Source organism: Paenibacillus sp. Y568, from assembly GCF_059445545.1.
Genome location: NZ_JCAIUM010000001.1, coordinates 481,807 through 498,607, shown reverse-complemented (window position 1 = coordinate 498,607; position 16,801 = coordinate 481,807). Strand labels below are relative to the sequence as shown.

The 16,801-nt window shown below is 41.8% G+C and carries 13 protein-coding genes; all 13 read left to right on the top strand.

Features of this window, described 5'->3' with window-relative positions:
* Nucleotides 1-13 precede the first annotated feature (13 nt).
* Complete coding sequence (locus tag AC1D7X_RS02460) at nt 14-1,969, top strand: stage V sporulation protein D (RefSeq protein ID WP_495474587.1); 1,956 nt, start codon at nt 14-16, stop codon at nt 1,967-1,969.
* 54 nt (nt 1,970-2,023) lie between these two features.
* Nucleotides 2,024-3,508, top strand: a complete 1,485-nt coding sequence (locus AC1D7X_RS02455) for a UDP-N-acetylmuramoyl-L-alanyl-D-glutamate--2,6-diaminopimelate ligase (protein ID WP_495474586.1) — start codon at nt 2,024-2,026, stop codon at nt 3,506-3,508.
* A gap of 2 nt (nt 3,509-3,510) precedes the next feature.
* Complete coding sequence (locus AC1D7X_RS02450) at nt 3,511-4,902, top strand: UDP-N-acetylmuramoyl-tripeptide--D-alanyl-D-alanine ligase (protein WP_495474629.1); 1,392 nt, start codon at nt 3,511-3,513, stop codon at nt 4,900-4,902.
* Between the two features lie 28 nt (nt 4,903-4,930).
* Nucleotides 4,931-5,896 carry a phospho-N-acetylmuramoyl-pentapeptide-transferase gene (gene mraY / locus AC1D7X_RS02445; protein WP_495454227.1) on the top strand — a complete coding sequence of 322 codons (966 nt, stop codon included), beginning with the start codon at nt 4,931-4,933 and terminating at the stop codon, nt 5,894-5,896.
* 2 nt (nt 5,897-5,898) lie between these two features.
* Nucleotides 5,899-7,320: a UDP-N-acetylmuramoyl-L-alanine--D-glutamate ligase gene (gene murD, locus AC1D7X_RS02440; RefSeq protein ID WP_495474585.1), complete on the top strand. Its 1,422-nt coding sequence runs from the start codon at nt 5,899-5,901 to the stop codon at nt 7,318-7,320.
* Nucleotides 7,321-7,371: 51 nt separating this feature from the next.
* The gene (gene spoVE / locus AC1D7X_RS02435) at nt 7,372-8,469 is read left to right on the top strand and encodes a stage V sporulation protein E (RefSeq protein WP_495454229.1); all 1,098 of its coding nucleotides are present in this window, start codon (nt 7,372-7,374) and stop codon (nt 8,467-8,469) included.
* Nucleotides 8,470-8,474: 5 nt separating this feature from the next.
* Complete coding sequence (murG, locus tag AC1D7X_RS02430) at nt 8,475-9,584, top strand: undecaprenyldiphospho-muramoylpentapeptide beta-N-acetylglucosaminyltransferase (RefSeq protein WP_495474584.1); 1,110 nt, start codon at nt 8,475-8,477, stop codon at nt 9,582-9,584.
* Between the two features lie 159 nt (nt 9,585-9,743).
* Nucleotides 9,744-10,649, top strand: a complete 906-nt coding sequence (murB, locus tag AC1D7X_RS02425) for a UDP-N-acetylmuramate dehydrogenase (RefSeq protein WP_495454231.1) — start codon at nt 9,744-9,746, stop codon at nt 10,647-10,649.
* Nucleotides 10,650-10,665: 16 nt separating this feature from the next.
* Nucleotides 10,666-11,949, top strand: coding sequence for a UDP-N-acetylglucosamine 1-carboxyvinyltransferase (murA, locus tag AC1D7X_RS02420; RefSeq protein ID WP_495454232.1), 1,284 nt, complete (start codon nt 10,666-10,668; stop codon nt 11,947-11,949).
* A 59-nt stretch (nt 11,950-12,008) separates the two neighbouring features.
* Nucleotides 12,009-12,779, top strand: a complete 771-nt coding sequence (locus AC1D7X_RS02415) for a cell division protein FtsQ/DivIB (RefSeq protein WP_495474583.1) — start codon at nt 12,009-12,011, stop codon at nt 12,777-12,779.
* Nucleotides 12,780-12,973: 194 nt separating this feature from the next.
* Nucleotides 12,974-14,239: a cell division protein FtsA gene (gene ftsA, locus AC1D7X_RS02410; RefSeq protein WP_495454234.1), complete on the top strand. Its 1,266-nt coding sequence runs from the start codon at nt 12,974-12,976 to the stop codon at nt 14,237-14,239.
* Between the two features lie 58 nt (nt 14,240-14,297).
* Nucleotides 14,298-15,419 (top strand): cell division protein FtsZ, encoded by a 1,122-nt coding sequence (gene ftsZ / locus AC1D7X_RS02405; RefSeq protein ID WP_495474582.1) that lies wholly within the window; start codon nt 14,298-14,300, stop codon nt 15,417-15,419.
* A gap of 279 nt (nt 15,420-15,698) precedes the next feature.
* A complete protein-coding gene (gene spoIIGA, locus AC1D7X_RS02400) occupies nt 15,699-16,682 on the top strand; it encodes a sigma-E processing peptidase SpoIIGA (RefSeq protein WP_495454236.1) in 984 nt (327 codons plus the stop codon).
* Nucleotides 16,683-16,801: the final 119 nt, after the last annotated feature.

The following is a 16,801-nucleotide window of genomic DNA, read 5'->3' as shown; positions in this document are numbered from 1 at the left end:
GGGAGGGTATGCGATGAGAGTTTCAAATGTGACGCTGAGACGGAGGCTACTATGGAGCTTGCTGCTCTTTTGCGTCCTATTTATTGCTTTAATGGGCAGACTTGCTTATGTACAACTTGGACAAGGTAAAGAGTTATCTGACAAAGCAGAGGATTTATGGAGAAGACAGCTTCCCTTTACGGCTAAAAGAGGAGAAATATTAGATCGTAATGGCACTGCGTTAGCTTACAATATTAGTTCACCGACCGTTTGGGCCATACCTGTTCAGGTAAAAGAACCTGAGAAGACAGCTGCGGCCTTGTCGCCTCTGATTGGAATGAGTCAGGAGAAGATTCTGGTGAAAATAACTAAAAAGAAATCCATGAATGTTAAATTGCAACCCGGTGGACGTAAAATCACGATGGAGCTCGCTCAGGATATTCGTGATTTAAAGTTGCCGGGTATCATTGTTGCAGAGGACAATAAGAGGTATTATCCTTATGGTGATTTAGCTGCACATATTCTTGGATTCACTGGGATTGATAATCAGGGGATAACGGGTATTGAACAGAAGTATGATGATAAGTTAAAAGGATTCGATGGAAACATATCTTATTTGTCCGATGCAGGTGGTAGGCTAATGCCGGGTTCTTCTGAGAAGTATTCCGAGCCAAAGGACGGTCTTAGTCTTGAACTTACCATTGATAAATCGATCCAATCGATTATGGAACGTGAGTTAGATCAAGCTATGGTTCAGACGCAAGCTAGAGGAGCCTGGTCTATTGCCATGAATCCCAAAACCGGTGAAATTCTTGCTATGGCAAGCCGACCCGGATATGAACCGGCACAGTATAAGGAGTATCCAGCGGAAGTGTATAACCGTAACCTTCCTATATGGATGACTTATGAACCCGGATCCACGTTTAAGATTATTACACTTGCTGCTGCTCTGGAGGAGAATGAAGTAGATTTGGAACATGACACTTTTTTTGATCCTGGATATGTTAAAGTAGGTGGAGCCACGTTAAGATGTTGGAAGAAGGGTGGCCACGGCAGCGAGACTTTTCTTGAAGTAGTAGAGAACTCATGTAACCCTGGTTTCGTAGCATTAGGTCAAAAGCTTGGTAAAGAGACACTATTTAAATATATTCGTAATTTCGGATTCGGTTCTAAGACGGGTATTGATTTGAATGGAGAAGAAAATGGAATACTATTTAAATTGTCTAACGTAGGGCCTGTTGAACTTGCTACTACAGCTTTTGGCCAAGGGGTCTCAGTTACTCCAATACAACAAGTAGCCGCAGTCTCGGCGGCGATAAATGGTGGCAATCTATACAAACCGTATGTATCAAAAGCTTGGATTAATTCTCAGACAAATACGATTGTAGAAGAAACACAACCAGAGCTAGTAAGACGGGTTATCTCAGAAGAAACATCTAAGAAGGTTAGAGAGGCACTCGAAAGTGTCGTAGCCAAAGGAACGGGCCGTCCGGCGTTTATTGATGGTTATCGTGTTGGTGGAAAGACAGGAACAGCACAAATTGTAGTGAACGGTCGTTATTCTGCTACCGAGCATATTGTATCATTTATAGGTTTTGCTCCTGCAGACGATCCTCAAATCGTCGTATACACCGCTGTTGATAACCCTAAAGGGATCCAATTCGGGGGTGTAGTTGCGGCTCCAATTGTACAAAATATACTAGAGGATTCCCTCCATTATATGAAAGTACCTGAACGCAAAGATCAGATCTCCAAAGAATATAAATATGGTGAGACAAAGATCGTCACCGTTCCGGACCTAGTGGGTGCTTCTGTTCAGGATTTATATGAGGAGCTTAATATGAACTTCATGCTCTCTAAATCAGGGAGTGGTACTACGGTTGTAAGTCAGGCTCCTAAACCTGGCAGCAGAGTGGAGCAAGGGTCAACTATTCGCATTTATATGGGTAGTGTGGATTCAGATCAGAACGTTGGAAATAAGGCACCTTAAGGTGCCTGACATTCGCCAAATATGACGATAATTGAAATAAGTGAGGGATTATTGATGAGACTTAATGAATTAGCTTCAACATTAACTATCAAACATATTGTTGGCAGCGGAGATATTACATTGTGTGGGATACAGACAGATTCGCGTAAGGTTAATGAAGGAGACTTGTTTATCTGTTTACCAGGTCACACGGTAGACGGTCATGATTATGCACAGCAAGCAACGGAACGAGGTGCTGTGGCACTTGTTGTAGAACGTCAATTGGATATTGATGTGCCACAAGTTATCGTTAAAGATTGTCGCTACGCTATGGCTGTACTTGCCGATTCTTTCTTTGGATCACCCAGTAAGCAAATGAAGGTTATTGGGATTACTGGAACGAATGGAAAAACAACAACAGCGTATCTAATCGAGAAAATTATGAATGATCATGGTGTGAAGACAGGATTGATTGGAACTATTCAGATGCGTTATGGGGGACGTATATTCCCTATGTCTGGTACTACTCCTGAAGCATTGGAATTACAGCGTTCGTTGCATGATATGGCAGCAAGTGGTACCCGTTGTTGCGTTATGGAAGTATCTTCTCATGCGTTGGAGCAAGGTCGTGTTAAAGGGACGGATTACCGCACAGCTATTTTTACGAACCTTACACAAGATCATTTGGATTATCATCATACGATGGAAGAGTATCGTGCTGCCAAAGGATTGCTCTTTTCTCGTATGGGGAACTCTTTTCAAAGTAATGGAGACAAACGAAAGTTTGCCGTGCTTAATGCAGATGATCCTGCATCGGAATATTTCAAAAACATTACATCGGCAGAAGTCATTACATATGGTCTAGAGGAAGGCGCGGATGTACGTGCGACTCAGATTTCAATTACGGCACAAGGTACCCAATTCCATGTTGACTCTTTTAAAGGAAGCACAGATATCAAACTGAGAATGGTTGGTAAATTTAACGTGTATAATGCTTTGGGTGCGATCACGGCTGCTCTATTAGAAGACGTTCCACTTGATGAAATCAAGCGTAGCCTTGAATCTTTAGCTGGTGTTGATGGTCGCGTTGAAGCTGTGGATGCAGGACAGCCGTTTGCTGTCATTGTTGATTATGCGCATACACCAGATGGACTTGAGAATGTGTTGAAGACGGTGAATGAGTTCGCGGTGGGTCGTGTATTAACTGTATTTGGTTGTGGCGGTGACCGTGATAAGACGAAGCGTCCAATCATGGGTAAAATAGCAGCGAAATATAGTGATGTTGTATTGGTTACTTCTGATAATCCACGGACAGAAGATCCTGAAGCTATTCTAAAAGATATCGAACAAGGACTTATGGAAGATCAAGTAGCCGTAGAAAAATATCAGTTGATCGTAGATCGAAGAATGGCTATTCAAAAGGCTATTGATATGGCAAGCCCTGAAGATGTAGTATTGATTGCGGGGAAAGGTCATGAGACCTATCAAAAAATTGGACACACGACTCATGATTTCGATGATCGTATCGTCGCAAAAGAAGCGATAAGGGGTATACAATAGTGATTAATAAAACATTGGGTGAAATAGCCGTCATGTGTGGCGGAACCCTCAGTCATGAACACGAGTATGATCATTCGATTCAGGGAGTGATCACAGACTCTCGCCATATTGCGGCGGGTTGTTTATTTGTGCCACTTGTGGGAGAACGATTTGATGGTCATACTTATGCAGCAAAGGCGTTGGAAATAGGGGCAGGTGCTACACTCTGGCAAAGGGATCGAGGAGAGTGCCCTAAAGGTAGGGTCATAGTGGTGAATGATACGCTAGAGGCTTTACAATTGCTAGCTAAAGCGTATTTAAAAGAAATAGGTTGTAAGGTTGTTGGTATTACAGGTAGTAACGGGAAAACAACAACGAAAGATATCGTGTCTGCCCTATTAGAGACGACTTACAAAGTGCATAAGACGGCGGGTAACTATAATAATCATATTGGTCTTCCGCTTACCATTCTGCAAATGGATACGGATGTAGACATCGTGGTATTAGAAATGGGTATGAGTGGCCGGGGTGAGATCGAGATCCTATCAGCCATAGGTCAACCAGATGTTGCGATCATCACGAATATTGGGGAATCGCATCTCTTACAGTTAGGATCTCGAAAAGAGATTGCCCGTGCGAAGGTAGAAATTATAAGTGGTATGAAGTCAGGTGGTTTACTTATTTATAATGGTGATGAGCCTCTTATCTCTGAAGCATTAGATGAATTATCTGATAGCAAACCAGAAGGCTTCCACACATTAACGTTTGGGTTGGATTCAACGAATGATGATTATCCAACAGGGATGATGTTTCATGGGAAAGGTATTATTTTCACATCCCACGTCCACAAGGAGTTAGGATTCGATTTACCTCTACTCGGTCGCCATAATGTGGTTAACTGTTTAGCGGGACTTACAGTTGCACGTTATTTCAATATAAGCGAGGACAAGATAAAAGATGGATTATCTCACTTGCAGTTAACGGGTATGCGTATTGAACAATTAGTCTCTACGCGTGGAATTACCGTACTTAATGATGCCTATAATGCTAGTCCGACATCAATGAAGGCAGCGATTGATGTGCTTCATAATGCGAAAGGGTATCGACGGAAAGTTGCAGTGCTCGGGGACATGCTAGAGCTTGGTCCACAAGAAAAAGAATATCATGCTGAAATTGGAAGCTACATGACTACGGATAAAGTAAATATGCTGTATACATACGGACCGTTGTCCTCATGTATAGCGGAGGCAGCAAAGGTCAATCTCACAGAGACTAACGTATTTGCATTTACAGATAAAGCTGCATTGATAACACATCTTGAAGAGCATATTCATCCTAAGGATATTGTACTTGTCAAAGGTTCACGTGGGATGAAGCTTGAAGAAGTTGTGAATGCTCTAATAGAGAAGTGCTAGCAGATCTGATGAACGGAGGGGTGAAACTATGGACATTCAATTATTATTACTAACAATCGGTGTATCCTTTATTCTGGCAGTCATTGCTGCACCTATACTCATTCCTTTGTTGCGTCGTATGAAATTTGGGCAGCAGATACGACAGGATGGGCCTGAGAGTCACTTGATGAAAGCTGGTACACCTACCATGGGTGGAGTTGTAATTTTATTAGCTTTTACATTATCTTATTTAAAATTTTCAGTTGTTAATACGGATTTCTATGTGTTGCTTATTGCAACGCTTGGATTCGGATTGATAGGTTTTCTTGATGATTATATTAAAATTGTCTTTAAGCGATCATTGGGGTTGACACCTCGTCAGAAGTTATTTGGACAATTGCTCTTCTCGGGTATCATATGTTACTTACTTTTTCAAAATGGGCACGATACATCCATTACTATACCTGGTACCTCATGGGGTTGGGACTGGGGCGGTTGGTTCTATTATCCATTCATTATTCTTATGCTTCTCGCTATCAGCAATGCTGTTAACTTTACGGATGGTTTAGATGGATTGTTATCCGGAGTGAGTGCCATCGCTTTCGGAGCTTTTGCTCTAGTAGCTATGCAAGCTACATCACTTCCAGCAGCTTTCTGTGCAGCAGCGATGATCGGTGCCGTGTTAGGCTTCTTAGTGTTTAATGCACATCCTGCTAAAGTATTCATGGGAGATACGGGTTCATTAGGTATCGGGGGAGCTATTGGTGCGATTGCTATCGTCACGAAAAGCGAGCTATTATTCCTTATCATTGGAGGCATATTTGTTATAGAGATGCTCTCTGTAGTTCTACAAATCGGATCTTTTAAACTAAGAGGTAAACGAATTTTCAAAATGAGTCCTATTCATCATCACTTTGAGCTTTCAGGTTGGTCGGAATGGCGGGTTGTTATTACATTTTGGGTTGTGGGACTCGTACTCGCAGGTCTCGGAATTTATATTAACAAGGGGTTGTAATCATGAATCATCCAGACACATACAGAGATAAGCAAGTTGTTGTACTTGGACTTGCAAAGAGTGGTGTGGAAGTTGCAAAAGTTCTTCATCGTATGGGGGCTATTGTAACCGTTAATGACAAAAAGGAGAAAGATCAGTGTCCCGAAGCTTCTGAATTAGACGCTTTGGGAATTTCTGTTATTTGCGGCGGACATCCACCGGATCTTATTCATCCTGGTATTGCCTTAGTTGTGAAGAACCCAGGTATCCCTTACTCTGTGCCACCTCTAGTTAAGGCTATGGAGCTTGAGATTGAGATTGTTACGGAAGTGGAAGTTGCTTATTATCTAAGTAAGGCACCGATCATTGGGATTACCGGTTCGAATGGTAAGACAACAACTACCACGTGGGTAGGTAACATTTTTCGTTCAGCAGGGTTGTCTCCAATCGTAGCAGGTAACATAGGTACACCACTTTGTACGGCTGTACAGAGTGCCTCTGAGGACGACTGGATGGTAGTTGAACTTAGTAGCTTTCAACTCAAAGGAACGAAAGAGTTCCGACCTCAGATCGCTTGTCTTCTAAATGTTGCTGAGACGCATTTAGATTATCATGGTGGCATGGAGGATTATGTCTCTTCAAAAGCTAATCTGTTCATAAACCAACATGAGGAAGATACCGCGATCCTCAATTGGGATGATCCAACGTGTCGCAGTCTTGTACCCCACATGAAGGGGAAGATATTACCTTTTTCTATTAGTGAAGAATTAGTAGAAGGTGTTTATGTTAGCCCTTCATTTATAGCAGATATCGAGGACTCGGTTGCGCGAACAGTTGTATATCGTGATGGAAATGGCATCATTCATGAGATCATCCCTGTAGAGGATATTGGTATTGCAGGACGTTTTAATGTCGGAAATGCACTTGCTGCTTGTGCAATTGCCATAACAGCAGGAGTTCCAATATCTCAACTAGCTACGCCACTTTCTACGTTCCGTGCTGTAGAGCATCGTCTGGAATATGTTAAGGAGATTGAGGGTGTCTCTTACTACAACAATTCCAAAGCAACAAACTCCAAAGCGACAACGATGGCACTTACCTCATTTAAGAACCCAATTGTATTAATAGCGGGTGGATTGGATCGTGGTTCCGACTACATGGAATTGCTAACCGTATTGGGAGAGAAAGTAAAAGCAGTTGTATTACTTGGAGAAACGAAAGAAAAAATAGCAAAAGTTGCCGAACTTGCTGGATTAAAGCTGATTTCACTCGTCGATACTGTTGAGGACTCCGCCTCGACATTGATTACGGCCGTGAAGGAAGCTGCTACATTTGCTGAGCCAGGTGACATTGTTCTATTGTCTCCAGCATGTGCAAGTTGGGATATGTTTACATCATATGAAGAACGCGGACGCATTTTTAAAGAGGCGGTGCATAATCTTTAAGTAGGGGGGATGTGGATAAGCCCCTACTTTCTCTTCAAGAGGTGGCCTTTCATGAATAAAACACGCCCAAGCCCAGATCTTTGGCTCCTATTATGTATTCTTGCTCTACTTACGATTGGCATTGTTATGGTTCAGAGCGCAGGTTCTGTACTTGGTTTCCATGATTATGGAGATTCCTATTATTTTGTTAAACGCCAAGCCATATTTGCTGGCTTAGGCCTCATGGCTATGTTTGTTACAGCCAACGTTGATTATCGATTTTGGTTAAAATATGCCAAGGTGTTTTTATTGATATGTTTTATCCTACTCATCGCTGTACTCATTCCTGGGATCGGTAATGTGCGAGGTGGCGCTCGAAGTTGGCTTGGTATTAGTTCATTTGGTATTCAACCATCCGAGTTCATGAAGCTTGGAATGATTCTATTTCTGGCGAAGTGGTTGAGTCAGGAGAATTTCAATATCACTTCATTCACCAAAGGTCTCCTTCCACCCCTTGGATTAATCGGGACTGCCTTTGCTCTTATTATGATGCAGCCGGACTTGGGGACAGGAACTGTTATGTTTGGAGCGTCACTCATGATCGTATTTACAGCTGGTGCCCGTATGAAACATCTTGGATTGCTTGGCCTTGTTGGTGTTATTGGATTTGCTGGACTTATTCTAGCAGCTCCATATCGTCTGAAACGGATCACGGCTTTTCTTGATCCATGGTCAGATCCTTTAGGAGCGGGATATCAGATTATACAATCCCTTTATGCTATCGGTCCAGGAGGACTTGGTGGCTTAGGCTTAGGCATGAGTCGTCAAAAGTATAGTTATGTACCAGAACCACAGACCGATTTTATCTTTTCTATTTTGGCGGAAGAGCTTGGATTTATTGGTGGAATGATTGTATTACTACTCTTTCTGATACTAGTATGGCGTGGAATGCGGATTGCGATAAACATATCGGATAGTTTTGGTAGTTTACTTGCTGTCGGTATTGTGGGCATGGTTGCTATTCAAGTCATCGTTAATATCGGTGTCGTTATCGGGATGATGCCTGTAACAGGGATTACGCTACCCTTGATCAGTTACGGTGGGTCATCATTGACACTCATGCTTACTGCACTAGGTATACTACTGAATATATCCAGGTTTGCGAGGTGACATGAATGCGAGTGGTTCTATCGGGTGGTGGAACGGGTGGACATATTTATCCTGCGGTTGCCATTGCAAGACAATGTGAAGAGGATGAACCCGGTTCTAAGTTCTTATATATTGGGGGGACTCGTGGTTTAGAGAGTAAGTTAATTCCACAAGAGAAAATTCCATTTAAATCTCTCGATATAACCGGTTTTCGTAGAGCGATATCTATGGATAATCTGAAGACTATGATTCGTTTTGTAAAAGGGGTACAGACCTCTAAGCGATATCTATTAGAGTTCAAACCGGATGTTGTAGTAGGAACAGGCGGATATGTGTGTGGTCCTGTGGTATACGCAGCTGCTAAATTAGGCATTCCATCCATCATCCATGAGCAGAATGCGATTCCCGGATTAACAAACTCATTTTTGAGCCGATATGTGAGCACAGTAGCGGTAAGTTTTGCCAATGTAGAAGCTTCATTTCCTAGGGCTAAACATGTGATCTATACGGGGAACCCAAGAGCTACAACCGTGCGCCACGCCAATAGAAATCGAGGCTTCGCTACGTTAGGAATACCGATGGAAAGTTCGGTTGTTTTAGTCGTAGGAGGAAGTAGGGGAGCAAAGGCAATTAATGATACGATGATTCAAATGTCCCCACTTTTGGATAAATTAAAACATATCCATTTTGTTTATGTTACGGGAGAACCTTATTTTGATCTAACGTTCGAACAGATTCGAAGTAAGTTAGGAAGTATCCCTAATCATCTACATATACTTCCTTATGTACATAATATGCCAGAAGTACTTGCTGCTACTTCTCTTATTGTGAATAGAGCAGGTGCCTCTTTTTTGGCAGAGATCAATTCTCTGGGCATTCCATCGATACTTATTCCTTCACCTAATGTCACCAACAACCATCAGGAGGCTAATGCAAGAATACTTGAGAAAGAAGGGGCATCTCTAGTCATTCTAGAGAAAGAATTGACTGGAGATATACTGTTTCAAAAGATTGAGAGTATTATGGGCAATTTGGATGTTCATAAACAGATGTCAGCATCCTCCCGTAAGTTGGGTAAACCAGATTCAGCTCAAGTCATAGTTGAGGAAATGCGACGTTTGGTTGGAGCTCCTTAAAAGACATTAGCGTTTGTCACACACCTAAGTAGCATGACATAAGATACCCTATAATCGTGATAATCGCCCAAGGACACGGCAAATCATACTATAGACCAAATGTTCTCCTGAATTCATTGAGAAATGTCATATTTGTTTAATGGTAAGGAGGAATTTATTTTGCTGCAATGGACTTCGCTATTATCGAACAATAATGTCGGGGAGATCTTTCTGAATGAACCCATGACAACACATACAACATGGAAAATCGGTGGACCTGCCGACGCCCTCATCGTTCCTGAAACGAGAGAACAATTGCAAAAACTTATTACTCTACTCCATCAGCATGACATTCCATGGATACAGATTGGACGCGGATCCAACATCCTCGTCTCAGACAAGGGTATTCGTGGAGTTGTTATTAAACTTGGTTCTGGGTTTGAGTATGCTGATTTTCAGGAGGAAACCGTAACTGCAGGAGGTGCTTGCTCATTTGTGAAGTTGGGCGTACTTTCAGGCAGACATGGATTAACGGGTCTAGAGTTTGCAGGAGGGATTCCTGGTTCTGTTGGTGGATCCGTATATATGAACGCCGGAGCCCATGGGTCTGATGTATCACGCATAATCAAGTCCGCTGAGATTGTACTGGACACAGGAGAATTGGTATCCTATTCTGCTGAAGAAATGGCTTTTGCTTATCGACACTCTGTTCTGCATCACCGCAAGGGAGTAGTAATAGAAGCTACATTCGGGCTTCATTATGAAGATCGGAGAGAGATTGCGGCCGCGTTAGCAACATTCAAAGATCGCCGTCGTCGTACTCAACCGTTGCAGATGCCCTGTGCAGGAAGTGTGTTCCGTAACCCAACAGGTGATCACGCCGCAAGGCTTATCGAAGCTTCGGGACTTAAGGGATACCGAGTTGGTGGAGCAGAGGTTTCATTGCAGCATGCCAATTTTATTGTGAATACCGGTCAAGCGACAGCAGAGGACGTGCTCACACTTATGCACGAAATTCAGAATAAAGTAAATTCTGATTATGGTATCTCTTTGGTACCAGAAGTGTTAATAGTAGGTGAGCGGTAAATTCGGAGGTGATACATTGGACAAATTGGTGATTGAGGGAGGCAAAGCCCTATCAGGAACCGTGCGTATCCATGGAGCCAAAAATGCCGCATTGCCAATTCTAGCTGCATGTTTGCTGGCTGAAGGTGAAGTTCATTTGCATAATGTCCCATGGCTCTTGGATATTGAAGTCATGATGAGCATCCTGAATCGGCTCGGATGCCAAACACGGCATGAGCAAGAAATGGTCATTGTGGATACGTCGACCGCCAATTCGTTTCATGTACCGGAAGACTTAATGAAACAGATGAGATCATCTATTTTTCTAATGGGGCCTTTGTTAGCTAGGTTTGGTGAAGTAACTTTTTATCAACCTGGAGGATGTGCGATCGGGGAACGAAAGATAGACCTTCATTTACATGGGTTAAGAGCATTGGGTGCAGAGATTGAGGAGAACGATCAACAGATTCTTTGTAAAGCACGCAAACTGGTTGGGGCAGACATCCATTTAGATTTTCCTAGTGTTGGTGCAACGGAGAACATTATGATGGCTGCGGTATTGGCGGAGGGAACGACCACAATTACGAATGCGGCTCGTGAACCTGAAATTCAGGATCTTCAGAACTTCTTGAACCAAATGGGAGCAGGTATTATTGGAGCTGGGACGGATACGATTACGATTCAAGGTGTGAAGAAGCTTAATCCATGCACCTACGAGATTATTCCAGATCGGATCGTAGCAGGAACAGTTATGATTGCGGCCGCTGCCACACGTGGCACTGTAACCTTAACGCATTGTAATCCTACCCATCTTACATCATTAATTCATGTCCTTAAGCGCGCTGGTGTTCAAATTGGTGTATGCAATGATATAATAAGCGTAAGCTGTATGGGTCGTCCTAAAGCAGTGGAACGAATTATTACTTCACCATACCCATCATTTCCAACAGATTTACAATCTCAGGTTATGGTACTGTTAACTTTATCAGATGGATTCAGTGTGATGAAGGAGACAGTATTTGAAGGAAGATTTAAACATGTGGATGAATTGACTGTAATGGGTGCAGATATTTCTATCGATCGTAATTATGCTTTTATACGTGGTGTTCAAAGATTGTATGGGGCAACGGTCGAAGCCACAGATTTGAGGGCAGGAGCCGCGTTAGTGATTGCCGGTTTGGCTGCCCAAGGTAAGACTATTGTGGAGCAGGTGCATCACATTGACCGGGGATATGATCATATTGAACGACTATTCCAGAAGCTTGGAGCAGATATTCAGAGACATTCTCCGGTATCCAAACAGTTAGATTTGGCCAACTAAGGTCCTACTTATCCCCTCTCTTAGAAGAGGGGATAAGAGGCATTTTATGGAGAGTTGATATGTCGAAGACTTCTATACCCGCTCTTAAAAGTAATAAACCCAGAAAAATAAAAACCAGTCGCAAAATTATTTTTATTCTGATGTTCATGTTTTTAGCCCTACTTGCTGTTCTTTATTTTAGATCGCCGATAAGTCGAGTCTCAGATATTCAATTTCAAGGCAATGTATTCACTACAAGTGAGCAGTTACTACAAGCAGGTGACTTAAAAGTAGGTGAGCAATTTTTCGGGGTTTCTGCATCGACTATCGGAAAGAAAATAATGGCTTTGAATTCAATTCAGAATGTTACAGTGGACAAGCAATTCCCAGGTGTCATTCAAATCCAGGTTCAAGAATATCCAACGGTTGCCTATGAGCTAGGAGAAGATGGGTCTCTCAAAGCCATTTTATCCAGTGGCGCTAAAGTTTCTGTGAATTCGAGTGGGGTTGCTGTTGAGAAACCGATATTAACGCAATGGGATTCTGAAGACCCTTTTAAATTAGAGCTTAGTCAAGTTCTGGGTGCTATACCGAATCAATTAACTTCAGATATTTCAGAAATTATGCCATCACCCACTGTGTCTTTCCCAGACCGCATTAAATTATATACACGATCGAGGTTTGAAGTGATTACGGCTGTATCCTTACTTAAGGATAAAGTAGAATACCTCAATCAAGTGATAGAGACGGAAGAACCTGGATTGATTACGATGCTTGAGGCCGATTCCTATGTTCCATTCGTATCCGTAAATAGCGAGACTGATAATGGGGATGGGACTACTAATAACTAAGGAAAAATGCTACAATTAATTTTATAGACAAGCCTGTTTCTTTCCTTTATTTATAATATTAATGAATAAATAGCTGACAATAGTTGGAATGCAAAAAAAATGTTGGAAAAAGAGGAAAAAAAGAAGTCATGTTGAATATGTAAAGAGCGTCTTTTCAAATCGCAATTCATTTTGAAAAACAGGAGGTGCCACAGTTGAGCAACAATGATATCATTGTTAGTTTGGACATCGGTACATCCAAAGTTCGTGCTATTATTGGGGAAGTAAATAATGGAACCTTTAATATTATTGGAGTTGGATCTGCCGACTCAGAAGGAATTCGCAAAGGTGCAATTGTAGATATTGATCAGACCGTACAATCAATCCGCAGCGCAGTGGATCATGCAGAACGTATGGTTGGTATTCAAATATCTGAAGTATATGTCGGTATATCAGGGAATCATATTGGACTTCAATCAAGTCACGGCGTCGTGGCTGTATCGAACGAGGATCGGGAAATTGGAGAAGAAGATATTGAACGTGTGCTTAAAGCTGCTGAAGTCGTTGCTTTGCCTCCAGATCGAGAGATTATTGATGTTGTAGCTAAGCAATACGTTGTAGACGGTCTTGAAGGAATTCAAGATCCACGAGGTATGATCGGCGTTCGTTTGGAAGTTGAGGCAATTATAATTACTGGGGCAAAACCGGCCATACACAATCTTTTACGTTGTGTAGAGAAATCTGGCTTAAAGATCAATGACTTAGTTCTAATGTCTTTGGGTTCGGGTCAAATGTCTTTATCTAAGGATGAAAAGACTATGGGTTCTGTACTTGTTGATATCGGTGCAGGAACAACAAGTATTGCTGTTTTTGAAGGTGGTACTATGGTTGCTACATCTACATTACCTATTGGTGGGGAATACGTTACCAATGATATTGCTTATGGGTTACGAACATTAACAGATCAAGCTGAAAAGGTGAAGTTGAAATACGGATGTGCTTTAGTGGATGATTCCGCTTCAGATGTTATTTTTAAAGTAACTCGAATTGGAAGCAACGTAGAAAAGGAATTCAGTCAACAAGATTTGGCTGCTATTGTTGAACCACGTATTCAAGAAATATTCCATCTCCTTCATCAAGAAGTGAAACGTCTAGGTTACAATGAACTCCCTGGTGGTTATATCTTAACAGGAGGCACTGTTTCTATGCCTGGTGTCCTTCAGGTTGCACAAGCTGAACTGGCCGCTTCTGTAAGAATTGCAGTACCCGATTATATTGGGGTGAGAGACCCAGGATTTACTAGTGGTGTGGGTGTGCTTCATAATGTGATACGTAGCTTTAAAGGGCGTAGTGTCACAACGACTAATAATAAAAAGCAACCAAACCGCAACAACAAAGTGAATCTCGCGTCTAATCAAAGTAAGTCTCAAAAAACCGGGCTAGTAGAGCGTGTGAAAAATATGTTCAGTGAATTTATATAAGGTGTTCATTTAAAAGTGAACGAGCCATCCATGCACAATGAGGGGGAGATGGAATAGTATGTTGGAATTTGATTTTGATATGGAGAGTTTAGCACAAATTAAAGTGATTGGCGTTGGTGGTGGAGGTAGTAACGCGGTCAATCGAATGATTGAGAATGGCGTTCAGGGCGTAGAATTTATTACGGTGAATACAGATGCGCAAGCTCTGCATATGGCGAAATCTGAACATAAGTTACAGATTGGTGATAAGTTAACGAGAGGTTTAGGCGCTGGCGCTAATCCAGAAGTTGGAAAGAAAGCCGCTGATGAATCTCGAGATTTGATCTCGAATACACTTAAGGGTGCAGATATGGTATTCGTCACAGCCGGAATGGGTGGTGGAACGGGTACAGGTGCTGCTCCTGTTATTGCTGAGATCGCAAGAGAGTGTGGAGCACTGACTGTAGGTGTTGTTACACGTCCATTTACTTTTGAAGGGCGGAAACGTTTCTCACAAGCAGAGCTTGGAATTGAGGCTCTTAAGGAGAAAGTCGATACACTGATTGTTATTCCTAACGATCGTCTATTGGAAATTGTTGATAAGAAAACACCGATGTTGGAAGCATTTAGAGAAGTTGATAATGTTCTTCGTCAAGCAGTACAAGGTATATCTGACCTTATTAAAGTACCGGGCCTAATTAACCTTGACTTTGCAGATGTGAAGACTATAATGACGGAGCGTGGATCAGCACTCATGGGTATCGGGATGGCTACGGGTGAGAATCGTGCAGCAGAGGCAGCACGTAAGGCTATTATGAGTCCATTACTCGAGACTTCCATCGAGGGTGCACGTGGCGTCATTATGAATATTACAGGCGGTTCTAATCTTTCATTGTATGAAGTGAATGAAGCTGCAGAAATTGTTACTTCTGCTTCAGATCCAGATGTGAATATGATCTTTGGTGCAATTATTGACGAGAATCTAAAAGATGATATCAAGGTTACTGTAATCGCTACTGGATTTGAGCATAAACAAGCAACGCCGCACGTTCAAATGCGTAAACCAGGAACACCAGAGACAGAGTCTGCCGAGAACCGTAATAACAACAACAACTTGCGTCCATTTGGTAATCAACCGAGTAGTGACCAACTGGATATTCCGACCTTTTTACGGAATAGAACACGCCAGAACAACGAATAATTTGTATGATTATTATTATTATTTTTGAAAGGTCCGTTTTCTTTATAGAAATCGGGCCTTTTTTGTGTGTTCTTCTAATCTACCTCGTTCAAATATGACGAAGCTTCTTCCATAAAATATCCTCTATCGACAAAAAAAATCTACGAATGCTTCCAGGTTTAGACAGACTTTGGAACGTAATCTTTCTATACTAAACACATCTCCCAAAATTAAAATGAAATAGCTTTGAAACCAACGGCTTATATACTCCTAGAATCAAAGCTCAGGCAGGTGAGAGTAGTGGTTGTGTATATCGATCTTATTTTTATTACTAATCTGCTTATTGATGGGACTCTCTTGTGGTTGACTGGCTGGATGCGTAAAATCAAAACGCCATGGTGGCGTATTTCTTTATCAGCCTTGTTAGGTGCCCTTTATGTCATCATGATGTTCGTACCAGAACTTACGTTCATGTATACCTTTCTCATAAAGTTTGGTCTTTCATTATTTATGTTGTGGATCGCTTTTGGATTTGGAAGTCTACAACACTATATGAGGAATATGGGCGCATTTTATATTATTAATTTTGCTGCAGCTGGTGGAATTATTGGCATTCATTATCTGTTGCAAAATTCAAGTGATATCTGGGACGGAATTTGGTATACGACATCTGGAGGGCTTTCTTTTGAACTGAAGATTGGGTTTTGGTTTATGGTTATCGCGTTTATAATCGTTATTTTCTGGTTTAAGATGGTCCAATCTTCAAAGCGTAAGTTAGATAACAGGCATGTATATTTAGCTGAAGTGAAAGTAAGTATTGGTGGTGAAATGGTAAGCTGTACAGGACTGTTAGATACGGGTAATCAATTGTGCGACCCTCTAACACGCATTCCGGTTATGGTGATGGAGGCCTCTTTATGGGCTGAATATTTGCCTGCTTCATGGAGAGATAAACTTGTTGAAGGAGAAGCGGACAAACTAATTATGGAGCTTGGTGAGGAAGGATCGACTTTTCCTTGGCAAGATCGGTTGAGATTGGTTCCATACCGAGGAGTGAATCGAGGCACAGCGTTTATGTTAGCTTTAAAACCGGATTCCGTTGAAATCTGTATGGATGACAGAATAAGTATCTCAACGAGAGTGCTGATTGGACTTGATGGAGGTACACTGTCTGCTGAGAATGCATATAGAGCTATCATTCATCCGGATATGATTGAGGAGGGGAGTTATACCTCAAATACAACGAAGACACCTATAGCATCGCCTCCCCCCCCTGTTAGCTAATATATTAGGTAATTTCAAGATGATGATTGTGAAACATAGTTTTTTTGAAAAACATGAAATTTATGTTCACGAAGATAAGTTCCTATGGAAACTAGTTATATGCTTACGAAGAAAGTTTT